This is a genomic window from Novosphingobium sp. 11B, from assembly GCF_054589055.1.
Window position 1 is genome coordinate 26,030 of record NZ_BAAILP010000195.1, and the last position, 26,012, is coordinate 52,041.

The 26,012-nt window shown below is 64.6% G+C and carries 21 protein-coding genes; 8 read left to right on the forward strand and 13 right to left on the reverse strand.

Annotated features, from left to right (window positions below; all coding sequences use genetic code 11):
* Positions 1-62 precede the first annotated feature (62 nt).
* On the forward strand, positions 63-812 hold the full coding sequence (locus ACYPYD_RS17710; protein ID WP_459664520.1) for a sulfite exporter TauE/SafE family protein: 750 nt from the start codon (positions 63-65) through the stop codon (positions 810-812).
* 121 nt (positions 813-933) lie between these two features.
* Here the strand turns inward: ACYPYD_RS17710 and ACYPYD_RS17715 are convergent, their stop codons facing one another.
* Both ACYPYD_RS17715 and ACYPYD_RS17720 read right to left on the reverse strand, forming a co-directional pair.
* A complete protein-coding gene (locus ACYPYD_RS17715) occupies positions 934-1,857 on the reverse strand; it encodes a cation transporter (protein ID WP_008829204.1) in 924 nt (307 codons plus the stop codon).
* On the reverse strand, positions 1,854-2,297 hold the full coding sequence (locus ACYPYD_RS17720; protein ID WP_008829205.1) for a hypothetical protein: 444 nt from the start codon (positions 2,295-2,297) through the stop codon (positions 1,854-1,856). The genes ACYPYD_RS17715 and ACYPYD_RS17720 overlap by 4 nt, the downstream gene beginning before the upstream one ends.
* Before the next feature lie 113 nt (positions 2,298-2,410).
* Between ACYPYD_RS17720 and ACYPYD_RS17725 the strand changes: the two genes are divergently transcribed.
* Together ACYPYD_RS17725 and ACYPYD_RS17730 are read left to right on the forward strand one after the other, a co-directional pair.
* A complete protein-coding gene (locus tag ACYPYD_RS17725; RefSeq protein ID WP_211150097.1) occupies positions 2,411-3,217 on the forward strand; it encodes a transporter in 807 nt (268 codons plus the stop codon).
* A 96-nt stretch (positions 3,218-3,313) separates the two neighbouring features.
* Positions 3,314-3,463, forward strand: coding sequence for a hypothetical protein (locus ACYPYD_RS17730; protein WP_459664522.1), 150 nt, complete (start codon positions 3,314-3,316; stop codon positions 3,461-3,463).
* Between the two features lie 45 nt (positions 3,464-3,508).
* On the opposite strand, the gene ACYPYD_RS17735 is transcribed toward ACYPYD_RS17730, so the two are convergent.
* From ACYPYD_RS17735 to ACYPYD_RS17785, 11 genes are all read right to left on the reverse strand, one after another.
* Positions 3,509-4,147: a glutathione S-transferase family protein gene (locus ACYPYD_RS17735; RefSeq protein ID WP_459664601.1), complete on the reverse strand. Its 639-nt coding sequence runs from the start codon at positions 4,145-4,147 to the stop codon at positions 3,509-3,511.
* Between the two features lie 401 nt (positions 4,148-4,548).
* Positions 4,549-6,273 carry an FAD-dependent oxidoreductase gene (locus ACYPYD_RS17740; RefSeq protein ID WP_459664523.1) on the reverse strand — a complete coding sequence of 575 codons (1,725 nt, stop codon included), beginning with the start codon at positions 6,271-6,273 and terminating at the stop codon, positions 4,549-4,551.
* Positions 6,270-6,860 carry a gluconate 2-dehydrogenase subunit 3 family protein gene (locus tag ACYPYD_RS17745; RefSeq protein WP_459664525.1) on the reverse strand — a complete coding sequence of 197 codons (591 nt, stop codon included), beginning with the start codon at positions 6,858-6,860 and terminating at the stop codon, positions 6,270-6,272. The genes ACYPYD_RS17740 and ACYPYD_RS17745 overlap by 4 nt, the downstream gene beginning before the upstream one ends.
* A 1-nt stretch (position 6,861) precedes the next feature.
* Positions 6,862-7,710, reverse strand: a complete 849-nt coding sequence (locus ACYPYD_RS17750) for a 3-keto-disaccharide hydrolase (protein ID WP_459664526.1) — start codon at positions 7,708-7,710, stop codon at positions 6,862-6,864.
* Positions 7,711-7,760: 50 nt separating this feature from the next.
* The gene (locus tag ACYPYD_RS17755) at positions 7,761-8,138 is read right to left on the reverse strand and encodes a c-type cytochrome (RefSeq protein WP_271182234.1); all 378 of its coding nucleotides are present in this window, start codon (positions 8,136-8,138) and stop codon (positions 7,761-7,763) included.
* Positions 8,139-8,199: 61 nt separating this feature from the next.
* Positions 8,200-9,150, reverse strand: coding sequence for an MBL fold metallo-hydrolase (locus tag ACYPYD_RS17760; RefSeq protein ID WP_459664529.1), 951 nt, complete (start codon positions 9,148-9,150; stop codon positions 8,200-8,202).
* Positions 9,150-10,256 carry an LLM class flavin-dependent oxidoreductase gene (locus ACYPYD_RS17765; RefSeq protein WP_069707912.1) on the reverse strand — a complete coding sequence of 369 codons (1,107 nt, stop codon included), beginning with the start codon at positions 10,254-10,256 and terminating at the stop codon, positions 9,150-9,152. The genes ACYPYD_RS17760 and ACYPYD_RS17765 overlap by 1 nt, the downstream gene beginning before the upstream one ends.
* Positions 10,253-10,762, reverse strand: coding sequence for a V4R domain-containing protein (locus ACYPYD_RS17770; protein WP_459664531.1), 510 nt, complete (start codon positions 10,760-10,762; stop codon positions 10,253-10,255). The genes ACYPYD_RS17765 and ACYPYD_RS17770 overlap by 4 nt, the downstream gene beginning before the upstream one ends.
* Positions 10,759-12,177, reverse strand: coding sequence for an FAD-binding oxidoreductase (locus ACYPYD_RS17775; protein WP_459664533.1), 1,419 nt, complete (start codon positions 12,175-12,177; stop codon positions 10,759-10,761). The genes ACYPYD_RS17770 and ACYPYD_RS17775 overlap by 4 nt, the downstream gene beginning before the upstream one ends.
* Positions 12,170-13,483, reverse strand: coding sequence for an MFS transporter (locus ACYPYD_RS17780; protein WP_459664535.1), 1,314 nt, complete (start codon positions 13,481-13,483; stop codon positions 12,170-12,172). Before ACYPYD_RS17780 ends, ACYPYD_RS17775 begins: the two co-directional genes overlap by 8 nt.
* A gap of 109 nt (positions 13,484-13,592) precedes the next feature.
* Positions 13,593-16,394 (reverse strand): TonB-dependent receptor, encoded by a 2,802-nt coding sequence (locus ACYPYD_RS17785; RefSeq protein ID WP_459664537.1) that lies wholly within the window; start codon positions 16,392-16,394, stop codon positions 13,593-13,595.
* Between the two features lie 192 nt (positions 16,395-16,586).
* Between ACYPYD_RS17785 and ACYPYD_RS17790 the strand changes: the two genes are divergently transcribed.
* The 5 genes from ACYPYD_RS17790 to ACYPYD_RS17810 all read left to right on the forward strand — a co-directional run bounded on the left by ACYPYD_RS17790 (position 16,587) and on the right by ACYPYD_RS17810 (position 25,642).
* Positions 16,587-17,288 carry a GntR family transcriptional regulator gene (locus ACYPYD_RS17790; RefSeq protein WP_008831201.1) on the forward strand — a complete coding sequence of 234 codons (702 nt, stop codon included), beginning with the start codon at positions 16,587-16,589 and terminating at the stop codon, positions 17,286-17,288.
* Positions 17,289-17,338: 50 nt separating this feature from the next.
* Positions 17,339-18,115, forward strand: a complete 777-nt coding sequence (locus tag ACYPYD_RS17795) for an HpcH/HpaI aldolase family protein (protein WP_459664538.1) — start codon at positions 17,339-17,341, stop codon at positions 18,113-18,115.
* A 129-nt stretch (positions 18,116-18,244) separates the two neighbouring features.
* The gene (locus ACYPYD_RS17800) at positions 18,245-21,049 is read left to right on the forward strand and encodes a TonB-dependent receptor plug domain-containing protein (protein WP_459664540.1); all 2,805 of its coding nucleotides are present in this window, start codon (positions 18,245-18,247) and stop codon (positions 21,047-21,049) included.
* Positions 21,050-21,120: 71 nt separating this feature from the next.
* On the forward strand, positions 21,121-23,574 hold the full coding sequence (locus ACYPYD_RS17805) for an arylsulfatase (RefSeq protein WP_459664542.1): 2,454 nt from the start codon (positions 21,121-21,123) through the stop codon (positions 23,572-23,574).
* A gap of 277 nt (positions 23,575-23,851) precedes the next feature.
* The gene (locus ACYPYD_RS17810; RefSeq protein ID WP_459664543.1) at positions 23,852-25,642 is read left to right on the forward strand and encodes a tyrosine-type recombinase/integrase; all 1,791 of its coding nucleotides are present in this window, start codon (positions 23,852-23,854) and stop codon (positions 25,640-25,642) included.
* The last annotated feature ends 370 nt before the right edge of the window (positions 25,643-26,012 follow it).

A 26,012-nucleotide genomic window follows, 5' to 3' on the forward strand; every position in this document is an offset into this window, starting at 1 on the left:
GAAGCCGCCGCCCGGCATCATCCGGATTGTGCCGCGTTCCGGAGCGCGGCATATCCGCGCTCGTGAACACAGATCTTCTCCTGATCGCGGCAGGTGTGCTGGCCGGCGCCATGAATGCGCTGGCCGGCGGCGGGTCCTTCGTCTCGTTGCCGGCGCTGATGGCGGTCGGACTGTCTCCCGTGGCGGCGAATGCCTCCAGCAGTCTGGCGCTTTACCCCGGCGGCGCCGTCAGCACCTGGGTCTATCGCGAGGGGCTGGTGCCGATCGCGGCGGTCCCGCTGCGCTGGATGGCGGCGGTGTCGGCTGCAGGCGGCCTTGCAGGCGGCATCCTGCTGCTGGCGACGCCGCAGGCGCTGTTCGTTCAGGCTCTGCCCTGGCTGCTACTGCTGGCGAGCCTTGCGCTCGCCTTCGGGCGCGGAATTACCGCAAGAGTTCACGGATGGAGCGGGGCGAGCGGCCCCGCGATCCTTGGCGGCCAGTTGGTTCTGGGTATCTACGGAGGGTATTTCGGCGGGGCTGTAGGCATCATGATGATGGCATTCTGGAGCCTTGCGACGCGGGAGGAACTCAAGCGGCTGCAGGGCCTGCGGACTTTGCTGGTCACCGCTGCGAACACCGCAGCGATGATCCTGTTCGCTCTGGCGGGCGCGGTCGGTTGGCGCGAAGTGGCCATCCTTGCCCCCTCCGCGATGGTCGGCGGCTATCTGGGCGCACTGCTGGGCATTCGGTTGTCGCCGGCACTGGTGCGAGCGGCCACTCTGGCCCTTGCGTTCTTCGTGACCGCCGCGTTCTTCATCAAGGCGTATGGCTGATACGCCCATGGCGGCGATAAGCGGGCGTGACGAAACTGCTGGTGAAGCCTGCCGTCCGGCCATCGCCCTGAAACGCCCTTGCGAGCGCAGCCGAGCCATGCCCGGCTGACCGCCCACCTCTTCACGGTTCCTCGGCGGGCGGGACAAAGCCGACCTGGGCAAGGCGCCAGGATCGATCGGCCTTTCCAGGCCAGTAGTGCCGGGGGTGTCGCTTTTCGCCGGGCGGATGGACGCCGTGGATTTCGGCCCGGACCAGGCGGCCGGTTTCCCGCAGCCGGATGGTCGCTTCCGGAAATTCGTCCTGAAGGCGTTGTTCGAGTTCGAGCGCGTCACCCGAGAGTTTCGGGCTGGAGAGCGCGCGGGGAGCGCCGTCGATCAGTTCTGCGGTGGAAGATCGCAAGGCTTTGACGCCGTCGCTGATGACGTCGAGCGATATGATCGCGGCGGCCAGGGAGTCCGCCCACCACCAGCCCAGGCCAAGACCGATGATCCCTCCGAGACCTGCCGCGCCCGTCAGCCAGTTCGCCTTGTTCATCAGGGCATCGGTGTGCAGGAGCTTGTCGTTGAGCTTCTCGGCCAGCGGCAGTTCCCTGCGGCCGATGAGCATCGGGGGCACGAGCGAATAGATCTGCGCCGCGATCATGAGCCAGCCCAGCCAGAAGTCGTGGCCAAGCAGCACGATCGATCCGACGCTGGCGTGTTCCTGCGTCGCCAGCGCGACAGCGGCATTGTAGAGGAGCAGCAGGCCCACGGCCGTCAATGCGACGGCGGCAACGAAGAATCCCAGGCCGTTGACCCGTTCGAAGCCGAAGGGAAATTTTCGCGATCGCCTGCCGTTCAGTTCCATGTGCGCCGCGATCAGAAACATGATCGGCGGCACCACGCCCAGGGTGTCCTCCACCCACGCGGTCTTCATCGTCTGGCTCTGGCCGAGGACCAGCCCCATCACGGCGATGATGGTCGCCGTCCAGAACAGGTTCCAGTACTCCAGCCTGATGGCGGCGTGCATGGCCGGGCGCAGTTCGTCGGGGAGGCTGTTGCTCATTGCGCCCTCGCTTCCGCCGAGACCGCGCGGGAGGCGCGCTCGACCAGCATGATCCACCGATTTTCGCCGTTGCGCATCACCGCCTTCAGTTCCAGCGGTGCCGCAGATCCTGGCAACGTTTGCACGGCCGGGCCGAACGTCACGTCGGTTTTCCAGGCACTGTCCCGGGCGAAGGCGCCGACGACGAGATCGATCTTGCCTGCTTCCAGATCGCCGAACAATCGGTCCCCCGTGGCTTCGTGTATTCGGGCGCGGGCGTGCGCTCGACGTTCCACTTCGGCAACGAGCCGCCTTGCGTCCGGACTTTCGGGAGTTCCGGATACCAGCCCGACATCGAAGCGCCTTGTCTCCTCGATGCGGGTCGATGTGTGTGCGGGGTCACGCGGCAGCCCGTCGCAGCCCGCAACCAGCATCATCATCCCGACGACGGCCCCTTTCATGGTCCCTGACCCTTTTTCCTGCATGGTCGGAGGAACGAGCAGGCCGCCGTGTTGTTTCGCTTCGAGCCAAGAATGGACACGATAGGGAAATGATGCGGAAACCCGGGCTGCTGATGCCATTGCTGCTTGTGCTGCCCGGTCCGGCGCTGGCCCAGGATCAGGGAGACGGTGCGGCAAGGCTGCGCGAACTGTGCACCGAACGTCCCGGCCTCACGACTGCGGCCTGTACCGTCGATCCGGGGCATTTCCAGATCGAACTCGGTGTTGCGGAGTGGGAGCGCAACACGGACGGCGAGGGCAGGGAGACGACGCTGGGACTGGCGCAGACCCAGGTGCGTTACGGCCTTGCGGCGACGACAGAGCTTCAGGTCGGCTGGACGGCCTTCACGCGGATGGCGCGCAAGGATTACGGTGGCGGCGTTTCTGAGCGCTCGAGCGGTATCGGCGACGTGACGATCGGCCTGAAGCAGAACCTGCGCCATCCGCAGGAAAAGGCGAACGGCGTCGCTGCAGGGCTTCTTGCCTATGCCACGCTTCCAACCGCGACGAACGGCGTGGGTGACGGCGACTGGAGCGCCGGATTGATTGTGCCGCTGAGCTACAAGTTCAGCGATACGGTCGCATTCGCCCTTTCCCCCAGCATCGAGGCGGCTACCGACGAGGACCGATCGGGACGGCATCTGGCTTATGGGGCGGCAGCGGGCTTCCAGTTCACGATTGCCGAGAACCTGCGGATCGCGCCGGAACTGGAACTCACCCGCGACCGCGACCCGCAAGGCAGCACGACGATGACCAGCGCGGCGCTTTCGCTGGCATGGCGCACGGACGATCTCACCCAGCTGGATTTCCAGACGACGATGGGCCTAAATGCCGATACGCCCGACGTGCGCGTCGGCCTTGGCATCAGTCGCAAGTTCTAGCTGTTTGCCGGCGCGGTGTCCGCCGTGCTCCGCGCAATCGAGAAGGGGGCACGGTGCCGGGCGGAGAAAGCCCGGCGCCCGAACAGATCGGCGGCCATGCCGACGCCCATCCGCTACGCAGACTATATCGCCAAGCTGGGGCTGTTTCCGCGTTCGCCGGGTTTCAAGGCCTTGCGATCCACGCGCCCGTCGCTGCAGGCCTTCCGGCTTCAGCCCATTGGCGCGGGCCACCCGGCGAACGAGTGATGGAGCCGGTTTCCGGAATCGGCCTCCTGATGCCGGATGCCCCTTTCAGACAAAGCGATAAGGGCCGCCACGTTCGAGCGCGGCCTGATAGGCCGGTCGTTGATGAACCTTGTCGAGCCAGGCGATCGTCGCTGGGCGTCCGCGCTCGAGACCGCCGCGATCGCGGGCAGCTTCGAGCGGGAAGCTCATCATGATGTCGGCCGCGGTGAACGTATTGCCCGCGAACCAGGGGCGGAACGCCAGTTCATGCTCGACGAAATCGAGGTGGACGTCGATCATCGGTTGCAGCTTCTTCTGCGCGGCCTTGCCCAGCAGCGGGATCCGGCCAAGTACCAGATTGACCAGCAGCGGCGGCATCAGCGATCCTTCGGCATAATGCAGGAAGTGGCGATAGAGCAGCGTCGCATCCTCGCCATAAGGCTTGCCCAGCCGCCCGTCGGCCTTGCCGGTGAGGTATTCGACGATGGCCCCGGTTTCGGCCAGGATACGTTCGGTGCCGAAATGATCGCGATCGACGATCACCGGCGACTTGCCGAGCGGGTGGATGCGGCGCAGTTCGGGGGGCGCCAGCATCGTTTTCGGATCGCGTTCGTAGCGCTTGACCTCGTAGGGCAGGGACAGCTCTTCCAGCAGCCACAGGACGCGCTGCGAACGCGAGTTCTCCAGATGGTGGACGACGATCATCGGTGCGTGGTTCTCCGCTGCTGCGCTTATCATGCCAACGGCTGGTGCCCGGCAAAGTTGCGGCCGCCATCCCGCCGAGGCAGCCCCGTCTTGCCAATCCGGACGCTGTGCGCATCTGGCGCCAGACCGCCGAGCATCCCTTTCGCGCCCTCAAGTCGCCAAAGAGTAATCGCCGGCTAAGACCATGTCGCGCAAACTCGGCCTCGGACGATCCATCGACCACGACGGCGAAGACGTTTTCACACAGCCTGGGATCGGTACCTGATAAGGCATGGCGTCGGTGATGAGTTTGCTGTTTCAAGTTGGCCAAAGGCTGGCGGGGAAACCAGACCTATGTTTTCGGGCGGCCTTGGACGTAAGCTGCACAGCAAAAATTCCGCCCGAACACATTGAAACAATAGCTAGATTTTCCCTTGCTTGATCTCGTCCACCGCATATGCGGCAGCCCGCGCGGTCATCGCCATGTAGGTGAGCGAAGGGTTCTGCCAGGCGCTTGACGCCATGGCCGAGCCATCGGTCACGAATACATTTTCGACCGCGTGCATCTGGTTGAAGCCGTTGAGCATCGAGGTGGCCGGATCGCGGCCCATGCGCACACCGCCCATCTCGTGGATGGCGCCCTTGATCGCATAACCCTCGCCGGGACGGGAGACGACCGTGGCGCCGAAGCCCTCGGCCATCTCGACGCTTTGCGCGATGGCGTCGTCCAGCAACTTGCGCTCGTTGGCGCCGAAGCGCAGGGCGACGCGGATTTGCGCGATACCGTCCTTGTCGCGAGCCGCGGGGTCCAGCGTCAGGCGGTTTTCGGCATCGGGCAAAGTCTCGGCGAACAGGTTGAAGCGCAGGCGCCAGTCGCCGCGCTGGCGGGCCTTGCGCTTGAGGTCGTCACCGATGCCCGCGCCGAAAGCCCCCGCTTCCCAGTTGGCACGCGCGGCGTCGAGCTGGATGCCGTAGCCGCGCAGGAAAGCCGGCGAGGTGTCGCCCCCGACGTTGCGGAAACGCGGGATGAAATGGTTGGTCGGCCGGAAGCCCGTGTAGTTGCGGTCCTGATAGCCCGGCACATGCGCGACGACCTGCACGCCCGAGGCATGGTCCATGATGTAGCGGCCCAGCACGTCGCTGGTATTGCCAAGGCCGGTGGGGAACGCCTCGCTGGTGGATTGCAACAGCAGCGCGGTGCTGTTGAAGCTCGATGCGCACAGGAAGATCGTGCGCCCGGTCACCGTCGTGGTCGCGCCGGTAGTGGTATTGCGCATGCGCACGCCGCTGGCGCGCCGGGTTGCGGGATCGTGTTCGATCGACACGACGCGGCTGTCGGTCAGCACCGTCAGCAGCCCGGTCGCCTGCGCGGCGGGGAGCGTGGAACTCTGCGTGCTGAAATAGGCCCCGAAGGAACAGCCGCGCGCGCACAGGTTACGGTACTGGCAGTTCGAGCGGCCTTCGTCCGGCTTTGCCTCGGTCATGTTGGCGAGGCGGCTGGGAATGAACTTGCGACCGGGATAGTGCGCCTCCATCCATTCCTTGAATTTCTGCTCGACGTGGTTGAGCGCCATCGGCGGCTGGAACTGGCCGTCGGGCAGATGGGCGATCCCCTCGGTGCTGCCCGAGACGCCGATGAAGTTTTCGACATGGTCGTACCAGGGTGCAAGGTCGGCGTAGCGGATCGGCCAGTCGGTGCCATGGCCGTCCAGCTTGTTGGCGGTGAAGTCGAGGTCGCTCATGCGGAAGCACTTGCGGCCCCAAACCAGCGAGCGGCCACCCATCACATAGGCGCGGGTCCAGTTGAACGGTGCGTCCTGCGGCGTCTGGTAGGGATGATCCTCCGGTGCCACGAAGAAGCCCGGCGCCTCGGTCAGCGGGTAGAGCGAGGACGCACCGTTGAGGTTGGCGTTGCTCATGCCATAGCCGGCGAGGCCCTCATGAGTGGCGGCGGGATCGCGCTGGGCGCGGTAGTCGAACTCCCAGGGCGCCAGCGTTTCGGTTGCGTAATCGGTGCCGTGCTCGACCATTCGGCCGCGCTCGATCATCGCGACCTTGAGGCCGCGATGGGTCAGTTCCTTGGCCGCCCAGCCACCGGTGATGCCCGAGCCAATCACGATCGCATCGAAGTCCTTCGAGATACTCATTGGCCAAGCACCGTTTCGTTGCAGTAGTTTCGCCAGTCGGCGGCAAGCTCGATATCGGGCGCATAGCCGCCGGGCACCAGTTCGAAGCGCAGATCCTGCGAGCCACCGGCTTCGGATGTATAGAAGGCCCAGACCGTGATAGCCTTGAGCAGCCGGTAGGTTGCTCCATCGGCATCGTCCGCGCTGGTGGCGGGCACGCGGCAATCCTTGCGGCCCAGCATCGAGGCGGCGTCCACTTGTGCAAGGACGGTGTGCCGCACGGGCGCGGGGGCTGCCGCGAAGGGCCGGCCCGCAGCCGTGTCGAGCACCCGCTCCAGCCCGTCGATCGAGGTGCGCAAGGCGGCGATCTGCGCTTCGTCGCTGGCGCGCACGGCAATACGGTCGATGAAGGCGGGCACGCCGGCGGCCAGGGCCCCGGGGGTATCCGTGGCCGGGATGATGGTGTCGCAAAAGGCGGACAGGAACCGCATCTGCGGCGCCGTCAGCGCGCTTGCCGCAGGCGCCGGTGCAGCCCATGCCGCCCGCGCACCGCTCAGCGAGAGCGAGGCGGCGAACAGGCCCGAGACGAGGAACAGCCGACGGTCCATGTTACTTCGCGTCCTTGGGCAGTTCGCGGATCGCGATGTTGCGCCAGCGCAGCACGTCGCCCGGCCGCCAGCGCTGCCAGCCGCCATGGACCTGCAGCGCGATCGGTCCCGCCACCATGCCGCCGACCGCATGGTTGGCGGTGTCGGTGGTGTCGCTCACTTGCGTGCCGTTGATCCACACCGTTACATGGGGGACATCTCCGGCCACGCGGATGCGGATGTCGTTCCACTGCTCGCGCTTCCAGAAGTCGGGAACCGGCTCGATCGGCGGATGCGCATAGTCGGGCTGCGGTTTCGCCGCCGCCTGCGCGGGATCGAGCTTGGGCGAGGTCGCCGGGACGTCACCCACCTGGACGCCGCCTTCACCGATGAAACTGCCCAGGTTCAACCCCGGCCCGGCCGTGTAGGCGCGGTCGCTCGAAACGTAGTCGAGCGTTACCTGATAGCCTGCACCTTCTTCGGTGGTGCGGAAGAATACGCCGCTGTCAGCACTCCAGTCCGGCTTGAAGTCGAAAGAGAGTTCGAAATTGCGGTACTTTCGATCGGTGACCAACTGCCCGCCTTGGCCGGGCGCGCCCTGCATCCCCATCAGCACGCCCTGACGCACTGCGAAGTCGGGCGCGGTGCCGTGGCGGGATGTCTTGCTGACGTGCCATCCGGCGAGGTCACGGCCGTTGAAAATTGGCGTGAAGCCCTCGGGAATAGCGACCGGCAGCGGCGGTGCCTTGGCTTTGCCGTAGTCCGGCACCGGCGGCAATCCGGGCGCGAGCGCGCGGAACGGCAAGGTGAGACCCGGCGATATCTCGCGCATCTCGATCCCGTCCTTATCGGGAGCGGCGAGCGCCGGCATGGCTGCTAGGGTAGCATGGCCGACCAGCAGGGTCGCGATCCGGCGCACGGTCACTTGAGCCCCAGCAGGTAGTCCGCAAGCGCGGCGGCCGCCTTGGGGTCGGAGGTCCCGGCATAGGCCATCTTGGTCCCCGGCACGACGGTGCGCGGCTTGGCGAGGAAGGCCATCAGCGTCTTGCGATCCCACACCAGGTCCGACTGCTTCATCGCCGGCGAGTAGGCATAGCCGGGCAGCGTCCCGGCCTTGCGGCCGCCAACGCGCCAAAGGGTCGGGCCGATGGCGGAAGGAGCCTTGTCGGTGGTCTTGTGGCAGACCTTGCACATGGCGAACTGCGGCGGCGGGGCGCTTTGCGCCGATGCTGCGCTCGGCAGCAAGGTAGCGCCTGCGGCTACGACGGCCGCGCGAATGAGAGTTCTCGTATAAGTCATGGAAGCTCCGTTTCTGTTCTTGCGGCCCGTCCGGCAGGTCATGGCCCACCCGGTTCGAGGTCTATGGGTAGTCGCGTGCAAGGGCGACCCGGCTGCACTGCGCGGCCACTTTCAAGGCCCGTTGCACCGTCGCCTGGCCCGTCACGAAGGGAGAGGTCGCCCCTTTCCGCTCCGCGGCGATCTTCGCGAACGTATCGTCGAACACCGGATGGTTGGACAGCCAGACGTCCGCGCCCCGCTGGCGCGCAAGCCCCGCGAACCGCTCGGCCGAGGCGGCCATGCCCGCGTACTGCTCGCGCGTTCGGGTATTGAACGCGGTGCCGCCCCACAGCGCGGCGACATGGCGCTCAGCCCCGTCGTGGACGGGGAACAGCAGCGACAGCGTGCCGGGCGTGTGGCCGGGCGTTTCGATCAGACTGATTACCGTCCTGCCCAGGGCCAGGTCCATCGCCCCATCGACAACGATGTCGCGGCGAGGTTTGGGATCGGTCCAGCGGGTGGTCTGCGCGATCACGTCCCAGTCCTTGCGGCTCGCCACAACCCGCGCGCCGTAAGTGTCCTGCAGGTAGCGCGCGCCGCCGTAGTGATCACCATGGCCATGAGTGACGACGACATAGCGGATCGTCGCCGGATCGAGGCTGAGCGCCTTGAGCCCATCGACGATCTCGGGACCGACCGAGTAATCGAACAGAGCGTCGATCAGGATGAGGCCCTCGTCGGTCTTGAGCGCCCATGCGGAAACGCCCTGCTGACCGACGTAATAGAGATCGTCGAACGCCTTTGCCGGGGGCGAGTACCAGCTCGCCCGATCGGCCACGTTCTCCGCCGGCGGGTGGACGACATCGACGGGGCAGAGCACTTCGTAAAGTGCGCGGAGGTCTTTGCCCGCCACCGCTTCGGCGCTGCGCATCTTCGGGTCAGGAGCCGAGGCCGGTGCCGGCGCGGCGCCAATTGCCGTTGCCATCATCGCGGCGACCAGGGCCACGCCACCGATCAAGGCTTGCTTGCGCATCAGGCCGCTTCCACGGCCAGGACATCCTCGCGCAAGCCCATCTCGACCAGCAGCGGCAGGACGTTCTCGCAGAAGTAAGGCAACTCCTCGCGGTAGTTCACGAACGACAGCGCGATGGCTGAGAAGCCGGCCTGCGATATCTCGGCCATCTGCCGTGCGATCGTCCCGGGCGAGCCTACCAGCGGGAAGCTGCCGGCCCCGCCGGCGAAACGCTGGCGGTAGAGACGATAGCTTTCGTCATCGTGCGAGCCGGAGAATTTCTGCTTTGAACTCATATGCTGCTCGACCGCATCGTGGTCGGCGTTGGTGAGGGCATAGTCCTCGTAATAGGCCTCGGCCTCAGCGTCGGTGGGGCGGCACACGACGTGGCAAACGGTGCTCACGCCGACCTCGCGCCCGGCAGCGGCGGCGCGCGTGGCGATGTCGGCGATGTGGCGCTTGCCTTCCTCGATCGTGGTGAAGGTCGTGAACAGCTGGTCGCAGGCATTGGCGGCGAAGTCGCGGCCCGGCGGGCTGAAGGCGGCGTTCATCGTCACCGGGCGCGGCCTTTGCAGGGCGACGGGGCGAGTGATCGCCTGCTTCAGCTTGTAGAAGCGGCCGTCGAAGTCGATGGGACCATCGGCGGCGTAGAGCTTCTCGATCACATCCAGCCATTCGGCGGCGCGGGCATAGCCGTCGTCGTCCAGCGTCATGCCAAACATGCCGAACTCGCTCGGATTCCAGCCGCACACGATGTTGAGACCGGCGCGCCCGTGCGAGACGTGGTCGATCGTGGCCAGCGCCTTGGCCGCGAACAGCGGGTGGACGAGCGGCACGTGCACGGTGCTGAACAGCGCGATGCGGCTGGTCGCAGCCGCAAGCGCCGAGGCCCAGGTCAGCGTCTCGAACGACCATTCGCGCGCACGGGTGGCACCGCCGAAACCCTGCCAGCGGGCGATCGGCAGCAGAAAGTCGAGGCCTGCCTCGTCGGCGGTCCGTGCCGCGGCGAGGCAGTCGTCCCAGGCGGCGGTCCAGCGTTCGGGCACGGTGGTCAGGGACAAGCCGCCGTCGGCGTTGCTGGCAAAGGTGCCGAGCTTGAGGCGGTTGGGGCCGAGCATCGGATTCATGCATTATGCTCCATTGGAATGGCGAAGTGGCAGGTGGTGCCGCCGTGCTGCGCGGCGCACCGGGTTTCGGTGGCGGTGACGGGCGAGCCGCTCATGATCGTGCCGACGGCCGAGAGCATCCCGGTCATCGCCGTGCACACAGGCTGCGCCGCGCCGGTCAAGGGGGCCGCGAAGGGGCTGTCCTCGACGGTGACGCGGATGGCGTCCGCTTCGTGGGCTACGGTCCAAAGGCCCCAGCCCAGGTCCGGCGCGGTCTGAGCCACCACCTCGACCAGCGGGCGGCTGGCGGTCTTGTTGTAGGTGCCGGCTGATCGCCCGCCGAAGTCCAGCACGGAGGCGTGGAGCGCCGCCAGCATCTCGGCCTGCGCACCGGGCGACAGGCGCATGATTGCACCCATGAGCGCGTCGGGCCGGATCAGCATGTAGCGGATTGCGCCGTCGACCACCTGGCCGGGCACCGCGCTCCAGTCGAGCCGATCGCGGAAGGGAGGGATAGTCGCGCTCATCCCAGGATGCGCCCACGCCCGAGGATGCCGCGAGGATCGAGCGCCTGCTTGATCGCGCTCATCGTCGCCAGTTCGTCGGGCGTGCGCGTGCGCGAGAGCACCTTGCGCTTCTTGAGGCCGATGCCGTGCTCCGCTGAAACCGAGCCTCCCAGGTCGGAGACGACGCCGTAGACGAAGGCCTCGACGGCTTCGACCGTCTCCGCCGTCGCACCCGGCACGTCGGCGATGAGGTGGATGTTCCCGTCGCCGAGGTGGCCGTAGACCAGCGCCAGCGAGCCGGGATGGCGCGCCTCCAGGCCTTGGGTGATGCGGCCTGCAGCTTCGGCCAGGTCGCTGACCGCGAAGCTGATGTCGAAGGCGATCATGTTGGGAATGAGGCGTGGGAATTCACCCGGCGCATCGCGCACCGCCCAGAAATCCAGCGCGGCGCGTTCTGACATCGCGACCGCCGCGTCCTCCAGCACTTCCTCCTCGAACATGCGGGCGAGAAAGGCCTCGAACTGCTCGCCCTGCGCCTCTGGATCGGCGCCGTCCGTTTCCAGCAGGACATAGAAGCCGTGGCTCCCCGCCAAAGGACGGCGCAGTTCGGGGAAGTTGCCCAGCACATAGTCGTAGTAGCTCGGCCACATCACCTCGAACGCCGATACCCCGCCGGCGAGTTCGGACTGCGCACGCCGCAGCAGCGTGGTGACGGCCTTGAAGTCGTCCAGTCCGCACCACGCGGTTGAAACCCCCAACGGGCGAGGACGCAGACGCAGGACTACGCGGGTGATGATACCCAGCGTGCCCTCGCTGCCGATCAGCAGGTTCTTGAGATCGTAGCCGCTGTTGTTCTTGAGCATCTTGTGCAGGCCGCTGATCACGCGGCCATCGGCGAGCACCGCCTCGACGCCGAGCACGAGGTCGCGGGTCATGCCGTACTTGATCACGCGGTTGCCGCCCGCATTGGTCGCCAGCACGCCGCCGATGGTGCAGCTTCCCCGCGCGCCGAGGTCGAGCGGGAAGAAGTAGCCCGCCGCCAGCGCGGCTTCCTGAACGCTCTGCAGCACGCAGCCTGCCTGGACGGTCATCGTCGCCGAGACCGCATCGACCTCCTCGATCGCCTTCATGCGCTCCAGGCTGACGGCGATCTCGCCATCGAGCGCGCTGGCACCGCCGGCAAGGCCCGTAAGTCCGCCCTGCACGGTCACCGGCTGCCCGGCGGCGTGGCAGATCGCCATGGCCTGCGAGAGTTCTTCGGTCGAGCGGGGGCGGATCAGGGCGAGGACATCGCCCGAGGGAATACCGCTCCAGTCGGCGAAGCGGCGCCCGTCTGCTTCTTGTGCGAGCGTGACGATGTCGAGGCCAAGTGCGGCGAGCAGGCGCTCGACGACGTCGGTGGTGGTGGTGGTGGAAAGGGCGGTGGTGTCAGTCATGGGCGGGTGCTCGCGTCAGGAACGAAAGAACTATCGCGGCGAGCAGCATGGTCGCGGCGAAGACGTACATCGGGATATCGAAGGCGCCGGTGGCAGTCTTGATCCAGCCGACGAGATAGGGCGAAAGGAAGCCGGGAATGTTGCCCAGCGCCGAAATCAGCGCGATAGCGGCGGCGGCAGCGGTGCCGGTGAACATCGCCGTCGGCAGGTTCCAGAACACCGGCAGCGAACCCATCGTACCCGCCATCGCCAGCGAGCAGCACAGCATCGCCAGCGGCATGCTGACGAGCGCCGCCGGGCTCACGGCCCAGCCGAAAGCCGAGACCAGCGCCAATGCGATCAACAGCGGGCCGACGTTGCGCAAGCTCGACACCCGCGAAGCGAGGGTGAGCATGGTGGCCGCCCCGACCAGCCAGGGGATGGTGCTGAGCACGCCGATCATCAGCGGGCTGGCGATGCCGGCGCTCTGGATGATGGTGGGCAGCCAGAACACGAAGCCGAAGAACGAAGTGCCGTAGCAGCCGTAGACGAGGCTGAGCGCGAGGACCCGGCCGTTGGTCATGACCGAGGACAGCGGGGCATGGCCAGTTGCGGGGCCAGCTGCGGGGCCATCCTGCGCGACGATGGCGGCCAGGCGGTCGCGCTCTGCGGGGGTGAGCCAGAGCGCGCTGGCAGGTCCGGCGTCGAGGCGCTTCATGCAGGCGATGCCCAGCAGCACTGCCGGCGTACCTTCGATGATGAACAGCCATTGCCAGCCGGGCAGTCCGCCGAAATCATGCAGCGTCTCCAGGATCAGGCCGGAGACCGGTCCGACGACGACGCCGGCCACCGCGATCGCGGTCATGAAGATCGCCGTCATGCGGGTGCGCCGCGCGGCCGGGAACCACAAGGTGAGATAGAAGATCACACCCGGGAAGAACCCGGCCTCGGCCACGCCGATCAGGAAGCGCAAGGTGTAGAAGCTGGCGGGCGTGCGCACGAACAGCATCGCGATCGACAGCAGGCCCCAGGTGATCATGATCCGCCCCAGCCACATCGGCGCGCCGAATTTTCTCAGCGCGATGTTGCTGGGCACTTCGAACAGCACGTAGCCGATGAAGAACGTGCCCGCGCCGATGCCGTAGACCAGCTCGCTGAACCCCAGGTCCTTGAGCATGGTGAGCTTGGCGAAGCCGACGTTCATGCGGTCCACCTGGGCGATCAGGTAGCACACGAACAGAAACGGCAGCAGGCGGCGCGCGACCTTGGCGAACAGGGCGGCGTCGCCATCCCCCGCCAAAGTGGACGCTGGGGCGGGCATATCCATGGGTGTGGCTCGTTCCATCTCGTAAAACTGTCACCAATTAAAGGCGTCTGGGGTCGTGGAAGCGAGGGCCCGGCCGGTCATGGCCGACCGGACCCTCGCGGCTGGGAGCTTAGAACTTGAAGCGGACGCCCACCTTGCCGGCGCGGCCGATCGCATCGTAATATGCGAAGTTGGTGGCGCCCACGCCGTAGACGGGAACCAGCGGCGGGTCCTTGTCCAGCAGGTTGTTGATCACCGCGAAGATTTCCACGTTGCCCAAGTCGCTGTCCAGCAGCTTGTACTGTGCCGAGAGGTTCACGTAGAGCCGGCTCGGCACGGAATTGTCGTTGATATCGACGCCTTCGACATAGGTGTTGTCGTACTTGCTGGCGCTGATGAAGCGGCCCTGCAACTGCATCCCGAAGCGACCGACATCGTAACCCAGGTTGGTGTTGACGATCCAGCTCGGCACGCTGGCGACGGTGTTCACCACCTGCCCGTCGAGGCGAGTGGTGACGCGGCCGTCGCTGGTGGTCGACTTGATCGTGTAGGTCGCGAAGGCGCGCAGGCTAATGGTGCCGGGCAGCGAGGAAATCTCGTCCAGCGGCTGGCGGTAGCTGAACTCGACATCCACGCCCCGGTTCTTCAGGCTGGCGACGTTGATGTACTTGTTCGTCACCGAGGTCACCACGTCGCTGCTATTGCGCACGATCTGGCTGCACAGCACGGTTTCGCCCGTCTGGCAGCGATCGAGGATCGACTGGAAAGCCAGCGTCGAGATCGCATCGTTGATCTTGATGTCGAAGTAATCGACCGCAAGGCGCAGGTGCGTGCCCGGCGTCAGGACGATGCCGGCGGTCAGCGTATCGGCCTTCTCCGGCTTGAGCGCTGTGTTGCCCGACGTGATCGTGGGCATGAAGTAGCTGCCGCCGGTCTTGGGATCGCGCAGCGTGTTCTGGCCGAACACCGAGGTGCTGAACAGTTCGGTGATGTTGGGCGCGCGGATATCGCGCGAGCGCGTGGCGCGAAGGCGCAGGAAGTCGTTCACGGCCCAATCGAGGCCCGCCTTCCACGTCGCGACGCTGCCCGAGGTGCTGTAGTCGGTGTAACGCACGGCGCCGGTCACATCGAGGCGCTGGGCGAAAGCCCAGTCCTTGATCAGCGGCACGTTGACTTCGCCGTAGAATTCCTTGGCGTTGTACGATCCGTGCAGCGGCTTGGGGTTGGCATAGTCCCACAGCGAGGCCTGGGACGCCGTATCGGAATCGGCGTTCACCTGCTCCTTGCGGTACTCGGCACCCAGCGCCACCTGGAGCGGCCCGGCGGGCAGTTCCAGAACCTTGCCCTGGATGTTGAAGGCGGCGGCGTTCTGCACGGTCTTCTGGCGCAGCCAGGCGGTGCCGGTGAAGTAGTCGGTCGAGGCCGGATTGAAATTGCCGACGCCGAACGGGTTGAACGCCAGGCAGGACGTGCCCGGGTTGGTCAGCGCAATGCGGCACACGGGCTTGCCGGACACCGGGTCTATCACCGAATCGAGCGCCTGGCTGAACAGGGCGGACTGGCGCAGGCCGTGGATTTGCGATTCGTACTTGGTCTCGCCGTATTCGTACGAGGCTTCATAGGTCCAGTCGGAGCCGATCTTGCCTTCGGCACCCAGGACGGTGCGGAAAGTGCGGGTGGACAGTTCGGTCGTGACCTGACCGATATCGCCGCTCCAGCGCCCGAAGCTGACCGACGACAGGTTGTTCGCCACCATCGCATCGCGGACCGCCTGAGGCAGGAAGGCGTTGTCGACCGCGATCTTCAGGTTGCCGTAGTTGTAGGCGTTGGCGCTCTGGCCGTTCACCTGGCTGTCCGAATAGGACACGTCGGCGAACAGGCGCAGTGAATCGGTGGCGTCGAAGGCCACCCGGCCGTAGCCGATCTTGCGCTCCATCTTCGGCAGCAGGTCGAAGCCACGGTAGAAGTAGCTGGCGCCGTCGCCCCCGATCATCAGCTGGCTGCCGGCCAGTTGGCCAACGGTGAAAGGCGTGGGCGTGCCGTCGGCGGCGAACTGCACGAGGCGCGAATCGCTGGTGCCGGTGAGCGAGCCCCAGGTCAGGCCCGAAGTGATCAGGCCGCCGTCGGTCTGGCGCGAATCGTGGACGTTGTTGGTGATCACGCGGGTCGGCGTGCCGTTGCCCGGAGTCGGGTTTACGACGAGGCCGGGCTGGCGGCGGCCCCAGTCGCGGGTGAACTGGTCGCCCGCACCTTCGTTGTCGTAGTATTCGCCGGCGGCCATGATGTGCAGGCGATCGTCGAGCAGCGAGCCGCCGACGAGCAGCGCGGCGCGGTATTCGTTGGCGTCGTTCTTCTGCGACTGGCCATACTGGATATCGCCCTGGATCCCCGTGAAGTCCTTCTTCAGGATCAGGTTGACCACGCCGGCCACGGCATCCGACCCGTAGCTGGCCGAAGCGCCGCCGGTCACAACTTCCGTGCGATCGATCAGGATCGAGGGAATATTGTTGAGATCGACCTGGCCGGTGCCGGCGGACGGCACGAAGCGCTTGCCGTCGACCAGCAGCAACGTGCGTGAACTGCCCAGGCCGCGCAGATCGACGAAGTTGGAGCCTGCGATCTGCGAGCGGTTCGACGATCCCTGCGGCGTCTGCGCCGGGCGGAACGAAGGCAGTTCGTTGAGCGCATCGGCGACGTTCGATTGGCCGCGCTGGTTCATATAGTCGGCGCCGAGCACGGTGACCGGAGTGGGTGCGCTGGAGCCGTCGCGGGCGATGCGCGAGCCGGTGACGACGATGTCGCCGGCGGGCGCCTCGGCGATCTCGGGGTTCGGCGCGGACGCTTCCTGCGCCAGCGCAGGTGTGGCTGCGGCCAGTGTGAGTGCAAGTGCGCTGGCTCCGAGCCAGCGGTTATGTGCGATCCCTGTATGCATTGGAAACTTCCCTCATCGTTTCGAATACTGATTGGCATAACAGAATATGGATTTGGGTGGCCGTCAAGGGCGCATTTCGTAATTATTTCGCCGAAAACACCAAAATTGAGCATTTTTGCATGGACAAGCCGCTTATGAACCGTATTCTGTTTTTCACTTGCTAGGCAGCGTGTCTTGAAAGAGAATACGGATATGACAGTGCATCAGCTCGATCGTGGGGCGCGCGGAACGCCCGCTTACATGGAGGTGCTCGCCCGCATTCAGCGCGGCGACGTGGGGCCGGGGGACAAGCTGGTCGATACCGCGCTGGCCACGGAACTGGGCGTGTCGCGTATGCCCGTGCGCGAGGCGCTGCTGCGGCTGGTCCATGAAGGATACCTCGTCGGCACCACGCGCGGCTTCATGCTGCCTGAATTGTCCCAGAAGGACATCGCCGACATCTTCGAGATCCGTAAGATGCTCGAACCGCGCGCTGCGGCGGCTGCCGCATACAATCTTGACGCGCAGGCCGTGGCCGATCTCGAAGCGGCCTATCGCATGGCCTGCGACGCGGTGGAGCAGGATGAGCCGCTCGCCCTGATGCAGGCCAACACGCGCTTTCGCCAGGCTTGGCTCAACGCCGTGCCTAACCCCCGCTTGGCCGCGACGATCGGCCGCTTCGTCGACCACGTCCAGACCGTGCGGATCGGCACGCTCCACGACAAGGAAACGCAGATGGTGGTGATCGCGCTGCTGACCGACCTGCTGGAAGGCTTCCGCGTCCGCAATTCCATCGCCGTCTACGATTCGATGACCCGCTTCGTCGATGTCGCGCAGGGGCGCTTCTTCGCACTGATGGAGAAGACGCGGGCCGATTTCGACAACAAGGACATTGTCTCGGGCGGAGCTCTCTGAATTCGCCTCCAGCCGGACCCCATTCAAGCCGGATCTATTCAAGGATGTACATGACCACCCTCAATCCAGTGCTCGCCAATGCGAGCGACATGCGCGCGGCTCTCAAGGGCGGGGGCATGATCACATCGTGGTTCGCGATGGGTTCGGTGCCGCTGATCGAGATCGGCGCGATGGACTATTTCGACGCTGCCATCATCGATCTCCAGCATGGCCTGTGGGATCGCATGACCTCGCACCTCGCCGTGAGCGTGCTGGGCCCCAAGCCGGCGATCATGCGGGTGGCTGCCAACACCATGCCGGCGATCGGCGAAGCGCTCGACAGCGGCGCCGAGGGCGTGTTGGTGCCGTTGGTCGAAACGGCCGAGCAGGCCCGCGCAGCGGTGGCTGCAGCCACGTTCCCGAAGGACGGCATCCGTTCGGGCGGCGGCGTGCGCCCGCTTGCGGAAGGCTTCACCCGCTATCACAAGCGCAGCATCAATCCGCTGATCGGGGTGATGATCGAGACTTCCGCCGGCGTCGACAATGCGGCCGAGATCGCGGCGGTCGACGGGGTCGATTTCGTCTTCATCGGGACCGGCGACCTGGCGCTGTCGCTCGGCTGCTTCCCGCAGATCGACGAGCGCCACGAGCAGGCATGCCAGAGCGTATTCGAAGCCTGCAAGCGTGCCGATACGCCGTGCGGTATCTTCACCACGACTGCCGAAGCCGCCGCAGCGCGGATCGAACAGGGCTACGCCATGACCGTAGCCGCGAACGACGTCGACATTCTCCTGCACGGGTTCGCGCAGGCCGGTCAGGCCGCGCGCAAGGTCGCCGCGCACGCCTGACCGGGAAGGCCCGACGCTCCGGCGTCGGGCTTATATAGTTCAATGCTGAAATAAAACGGGGGCGGAGCTCAAGGTGCCAGCGCGAGGCAAGGCGCGCATTCATCTCTTGGACAAATGGGGGGAAACATCATGCTTTCCAAATTGCATCTGAGGTACGACGTTCTGAGCTGCACGGCCAGTTTCGCTGCGTTGTCGGTCGCTCTGGCCAGTCCTGCGACGGCGCAGGTTGCAGTGCCGGTGGGGGCACAGTCCGCTGCAACCGATGCCGAAAGCCCGGCGCCTGCCGGCGATATCGTCGTAACCGGCACCCGCATCGCCCGCGATGGTGCATCTTCTCCCACGCCGCTCACCGTACTGGGCGGCGACTACCTCGCTGCCCGGGCGACCAGCAACGTCGCCGATGCGCTCAATGAACTGCCTTCGTTCCGCGCCACCACCTCGTCGGCCAGCACCAGCTCCACCGCGACGCAGGCCGGTACGAACTTCCTCGATCTGCGCGGCCTTGGAAGCAACCGCACGCTGCTGCTCGTCGACGGCAAGCGCCACGTGTCCACCGCGATCACCGGCCAGGTCGATATCAACATGATCCCGACGCTTCTGATCGACCGGGTGGAGGTCGTCACCGGCGGCGCTTCGGCGGTCTATGGTTCGGATGCGGTCGCGGGCGTGGTCAACCTCATCTACAAGAAGAACTTCACGGGCCTGGAAGGTGATGCGCAGTACGATGTGGCGCAAGTGGGCGATGCGCAAGGCTATCGCTTCGCGCTGCATGGCGGCACCGCCTTCCTGGAGGACCGTCTTCACGTCTCCGGCGCGGTCGAGGTGTTCCACAACGACGGTATCGGCAGCATGTATACGCGTGACTGGGGGCGGCGCGAATACGGCATCCTGACCAATCCCGCGCGCGCCACCAATGGCCTGCCGGTGCGCATCATCTCCGACCATGTCCGCACTTCGACGATGACGCCTTACGGTCTCGTCACCTCGGGTCTGACCTACGGCGACCTGACCGGGACCACCGACGCCCGCCGCATCCAGTTCGCGGCCGATGGGACCCCGGTGCCCTTCAATCAGGGCACGCTGGCCGGTTCGCAGTATATGATCGGCGGCGACGGCGCTGGCCAGGGCTTCCTCAGCGACTTCTCGCTCGCACCGCGCATCTCGCGCCAGTTGGCCAGCGGCGACATCCACTATGACGCTGGCGACGGGCTGGAGTTCGGCACCGCGTTCTACTACGCCCGTTCGCGCGCGTCGGGACAGGCGATCGCGCCATTCGACTTCGGCACGCTGACGATCCAGCGCGACAATGCATACCTGCCCGCCGCGCTTGCGGCAGCAATGGATGCCAAGGGCCTGACCAAGCTCGCCTTCGGGCGCCTGTCGCTCGACGTCGGGCCGAACACGTCCGACAACACCACACAAACCTACCGCTCGGTCACCGACGCCAAGGGCCGCATCGGCGCCTGGAAGTGGGACGCCTACTATCAGTACGGCAAGACCGACTATGTCGGCCGCTTCAACGGCGTGCGCAACAATGCACGCTACCTGGCTGCCATAGATTCGGTCATCGACCCCGCCACCGGCAAGGCGGTGTGCCGATCGACCCTGACGGCGCCGGGCAACGGCTGCATCGCCTACAACCCGTTCGGCGATACCAATTCGACCGCCGCCAAGGAATACGTGACGGGCGACCAGTACTATCACCTCGTCACCCAGCAGCACGTCGCGGCGGTGAACTTCACCGGCCCCGTCGCGGAACTGTGGGCCGGCCCGCTGGCCGCATCGCTCGGCGCCGAATACCGCCACGAACAAGCTAGCGCCACCGCCGATGCCGCTTCGATCGCCGGCGCCTATGCGGCCGGCAACTACAAGCCGATCGACGGTCGCTACAGCGTCAGGGAGGCGTACCTCGAAATGGAACTGCCGGTCGTGCGCGACCTGCCGTTTGCCAAGGCGATCGACCTCAACGGCGCGGTCCGCTACGCCGACTATTCGACCAGTGGCGGCTACGTGACCTGGAAGCTGGGCGGCACCTGGGATATCGGGTCGGGCCTGATGGTGCGCGCCACCCGATCGCGAGACATTCGCGCGCCCAACATCTCCGAACTCTACGCCTCGTCCGTTACACGCATCACCAGCGTGACCGACCCGCAGAACGGCAATGCCTCGATCTTCATTCCCACGCTGACCTCGGGCAGCACCGCGCTCAAGCCGGAGAAAGCCAACACCTTCACCGCCGGCGTCACTTACGCGCCGACCTGGATCAATGGCGTCCAGCTTTCCGTCGACTACTACGACATCAAGATAAACGACGCCATCACCAGCCTGACGGCGCAGAACATCGTCGATCGCTGCTATGCCGGCGACCAGAGCCTGTGCGGCCTGGTGGTTCGTTCGGGTGGTACGATCTCGCAGATCAACATCAACCAGATCAACCTCGCCTCGTTCGCCACCGCCGGCGTCGATTTCGAGCTGTCGTATTCGACCGATCTGCTGGGCGGCCGGTTCTCCTGGCGCAACCTGCTGACGTACGTGGACAAGTTCGAACAGAGCAATGGCGCGGTCGTCACCAACCTTGCCAACCAGTTCAACGGCGCGGGCGTAGCGCGCTGGACCGGCAACTCGACCATCGCCTACCAGCACGGCCGCGTCGGCGGCTCGCTGGTCGGGCGCTTCGTGGGGGCGGGCAAGTACGACAACCTCTTCGTCGAGGGCGTCGATATCAACGACAATACCGTGTCCTCGCGGTTCTACCTCAACCTCAACTTGCGCTACGACCTGACCGATGACGGTTCGGTGCAGATCTACGGCGTCGTCAACAACCTGCTGGACACCGATCCCTCGATCGCGCCGCAGACGACGACGGTAACCAATGTTGCCTACTTCGACGAAGTGGGCCGCGCCTTCCGGGTCGGCGCGAAGTTCAAGTTCTGACCTGACGGGGGCGCCGTGCCGCGGCAGGCGCGGTGCCCCACCGGACGAGACAACAAGGAGTGAAGGCAGGCATGTTTGGCAACGGATCTCTGCGCAAGGCACTCGCGCGATCGAGTGCGATCCTGACCGTAAGCTGCGGCATTGTCGCCGCGGCCTGTGCCCAGACCAACGTACCCGTGGCACCCGCGTCGAACATCCAGACCAGCACGCCTGACGGCCGCTCGCGCGAAGTATTGCCGATCGTCGACAGCCCGTTTCGCGGCGTTACCGGGACCACCGTTGCCGAATCGCGTCCCGACTGGCCGGTGCCTGTCGCCGCACCGGCCGGGGCGCCCAATGTCCTGCTGATCATGACCGACGACGTCGGCTTCGCGGCGACCTCCGCGTTCGGCGGCGCCATTCCCACGCCCAATCTCGATCGCCTCGCCAAGCGGGGCGTGCGGTACAACAACTTCCACACCACCGGCATGTGCTCGCCCACCCGCGCGGCGCTGCTGACCGGGCGCAACAGCCATGCGGTGGGCAGCGGCGCGGTGACCGACGTGGCGTCGGGCTATCCGGGCTACAGTTCCATCATCCCGCGCAGCGCCGCTTCGATCGGTGAAGTGCTGCGCGACAACGGCTACAACACCGCCTTCTTCGGCAAGCACCACAACATTCCCTCGTGGGAATCCTCGCTGTCAGGCCCGTTCGACCACTGGCCTACCGGGCTGGGCTTCGACTATTTCTACGGGTTCGTGATCGGGGATACCAACCAGTGGAACCCGCGCCTCTATCGCAATACCCTCTCGGTCGACGCACCGGCGCTGCCGCAGGGCCAGACGCTGGATTTCTCGCTGGCCGATGACGCGATCCACTGGATCCACCAGCAGAAGGCGACTGGCCCGGACCGTCCGTTCTTCGCCTACTTCGCGCCCGGCAGTGCCCATGCGCCGCACCAGGCCCCGCCCGAATGGATCGCCCGCTTCAAGGGCCGGTTCGACAGGGGCTGGGATTCGCTGCGCGAAGAGAACTTCCAGCGCCAGAAGCGCGAAGGGGTGATCCCGGCTAATGCCACGCTGACCCCGCGCCCGGCCGAAATCCCGGCGTGGTCCTCGCTTACCCCCGTGCAGAAGCGGGTCTATGCCCGCTACATGGAAGTGTTCGCGGCGATGATCGCCTATCAGGACGCGCAGGTCGGCCGCATCCTCGACGAACTCGACCGCATGGGCCAGTCCGACAACACCATGGTCCTCTACCTCGTGGGCGACAACGGCCCCAGCGGCGAGGGCGCACCGACCGGGACGCTCAATCAGGTCCAGCACATGAGCCATGATTTCGAGCAGAGCGCCGAGGAAGTGGCCGGGGTGATCGACACGATGGGCGGGCCGGACACCATCGAGCTATATCCCGCCGGGTGGGGCTGGGCGATGGGCACGCCGTTCCGCTACATGAAGCAGTTGTCCTCGCACCTCGGCGCCATCCGCAACGGCATGGTCGTGTCGTGGCCGGGGCACCTGAACGATACCGGGACAGTGCGCACGCAGTTCGCCCATGTGACCGACATCTTCCCGACCATCCTCGAAGCCGTGCGCCTGCCGGTCCCTCGCCAGGTCAACGGCATCGATCAACAGCCGGTCGACGGTGTGAGCCTCGACTACACCTTCACCCATCCCCGCGCGCCCGAGCAGCACAAGGTCCAGTACTTCGAGATGTTCGGCAACCGCGCGATCTACGCCGACGGCTGGATGGCGAACACCACCCCGCGCCGGATGCCCTGGGAAATGGGCAATCCCGGCGGCAACCCCTACACCGACTACAAATGGGAACTCTACGATCTCGCCAGGGACTTTAGCCAGTCCCGCGACCTGGCCACCGCCAATCCCGCCAAGCTGGCGCAGATGCAGGCGTTGTGGCTGGAGGAGGCGCGGCGCAACCACGTGCTGCCGCTCGACGACAACCTCGCGAAGTCGCGGCTCGGCGCCTCGCATGCCCACTATGCCTCGGGGCGCACCTCGTTTGCGTACTGGGGCGGGAACTTGAGCATCAGCGAGAACCAGGCGCCCAGCTTCCGCAGCCGTGCATTCACCATCTCCGCCGACGTGACGCTCGACGTCGAGCGCGCCACCGCGCCGATCCTGGCGCGCGGCAGCCGCTTTGGCGGTTGGGCGTTCTATCTGCGCGACGGCGTGCCCGTTGTGCGTCAGGCCTATACGCAGCGCCCGCAGGATCAGGCCGAGATCGTCGGCAAGATCGCCCTTGGTCGTGGCGCTTCGAACATCGGGTTCGCATTCACTCCGGACGGAGCCGGCAAAGCGGGCGGTACGATGTGCATGACCGTGAATGGTGCCGAGGCAGGGTGCGGCCATCTCGATTATGCCGACGTCAAGGATGCGGGCCAGGGCGAGACTATGGACATCGGCATCGACACCGGTGCGCCTGTATCCACGGACTATGCGGCCAATGGTCCGTTTCCGGGCGCAATCCACAAGGTGCAAGTCGAGCTTACAGGCAAGTCGGAAGCCGAAAAAGACAAGAAATTATAGTAATTTAATTCCCAGTAGAACCTTATAGGCGCACTGGGCTACTGCTCGGTGGCAATCGCCAGCCTGGCAAGGCAGGAGCCGTTCTCATGATTTCGTGAACGGCTGCTTCTTGGCTCGCAAATGACTCGAAATTTGAGACAATTGGGAGCGGTACGAGCTGCTGCGAGACGTTAGAAGTTGGTCGGGGAGACAGGAGGTAAAAGTTGATGTAGCACTGCGGTTCTTCACCCCGCAGAATGCCTTGGACTAGCGGTTTTCCGCCGTTCCGTTTCGTGGCATGCGGCGTTCCTATGATACGTTATCCTTCTCCTCGGCGGTGTCTATGGGCCGCGTAAAACTCATTCATAAGCGGCGTGGGTCGCAAAATTACTATGCCCGGATGATGGTCCCCCAGCCTCTCCGAAAGGCTATCGGCAAGCGCGAATTTATCATGTCCTTGGGTACTCCCCATCGTAAGGAAGCGGAGGCCCTTGCGCTCCCAATTCTGGCGGGCTGGCGAGAGGAAATCCGTGTCTTTCAGCTAAGCGCTGTCAATGACGATCTTGGCATTCTCGGCGGAGCAAAGCACCAGCCTACCAAAGCGGAGATTGAAGATGCGGCGCTTTGGGTTGGCTTCGACGAGTCCAGCCGCAGATTGGAAGCGCTCATCAGAGCTAAGGCTAAGCTCGGACCTGACGCCTTCGCGCAGATGCAAGATGAATTCGAACGGAGATACCTTGATCTATGCCGTAGGCAATTGGCAGGTGAAGACAACTATTGGAGGGAGCGAGCGATCAAGATGGTCAACCATCGGCAATGGGACTTGCCGGAGGCTTCGCCCGAGTTTGCCTTTCTCATCCAGCAACTGTCGTTGTGCGGTTTGGACCTTTTCCGCAAAGCAGTTGAAAACCTGCGAAACCCTATCGTCGATTTCCATCCTAGTGAGCATACCCGAGGGCTTTCTACGAGGCGTCAGGAGCGCGCAAAGCAAGGGGAGCGCATTTTGGACCTATTCGACACTTATGCTGCTCAGCGACGCTCTGAGGGCAAAAAAGGAGATGATACACTTCGACAGGACCGCATAGCGGTTTCGAGCTTTGTTGAGTTTATCGGTTCCGATCGCAACCTTCGCTCGGTGATGCCGATCGAAGTAAGAGAATGGCGCAATGCTATGGCATCGGTGCCGGTAGGTTATCGGAAGCGAAAGGACTTTAGCGGATTGTCGCTCAGGCAGGCGGTAGAGGTGGCAGCTAAGGTTGGCGCGAAGAAGCCAAGCCTCCTTACGGTCAACAAAAATCTCTCTGGCCTGTCGTCCTTCTTCGTATGGGCGAAGCGTGAAGGTTATGCCGAGGGTAACCCTTGCGATGGTCTTCGCTATGATGCTGATAAACGGAAAAACCCTCGTCCACCCTTTACCGTCGATCAGTTGAACGCGATGCTAAAAAGCCCGTTGTTCGTCGGCTTCGCTGAGGATGGGCAAGAGCATAAACGGGGTAACCAAAGCACGCGCGACTGGCGCTTTTGGATACCGCTGATTTGCCTGTTCACAGGGGCTCGGATAGGCGAGATCGCCCAATTGCGCGTTGATGACGTCGAATGCCACGAAGGGCATTGGTTCATTCATATCCGGCATTCAGAACGAACCGGTCAGCGGACGAAGAACGGAAAAAGCCGCATTGCGCCGATGCATTCCATTTTGGAAAAGATCGGATTTGTCGAGTTTGCGCAGGATCAACAGAAGCGCGCGTTTGGATCAGGAGATCAAAGGCTTTTCCCCGAACTTATGTTGAATGAACGCGAGCAACATGGGCGAGCTTCACGCTTTTGGCGGACATACCTTGCGAGGATCGGTGTCAAAGAAGGCGCGGACGGTCATGGAACACATTCATTTCGTCACGGAATGGCCGATCAACTGCGCCTCGCAGGATACCATGATTCCGAAATAGCGGTTGTGCTAGGGCATCAGCAGGCAAGCGTCACAAGTGGATATGGGACCCTACGACAGGGGACTGCTGCGCGCTTGTCTGAAATCATCAACTCCGCGAAATTCGAAGGTGTGGCGTTTAGTCACCTTTATCCGTCGCGGTAACCGAGGGTTTATCCTTCTCATCTGGCTCGGCGGTAGCGTTGTGGCTGTGCCGTAAGCGTGATCGTTGAGAAAATGCTCATGTATTGCTGAAATTGAGCGTTTTCGACCTTCGATGACCCGTCCAAAACCCTAGGGTTCCCGGCGCTACCGTTATGACGACTTGTGAATTTTTCCAGATTTTAAACGGATTTTTATCCGGGTTAAATTTATAAATCACTGTATTTCATATAGTTACCTAAACATACCTAAATATAGACAGGTCAGTTTAAGAAGCTGTTCCCTAAGTAATGCACTAACGGTTGCGCTGCGAAATCGATGCGCTATCTGCGGCTTCGGGCTGGCGAAAGCCCTCCACCCCATGATCTGTTTA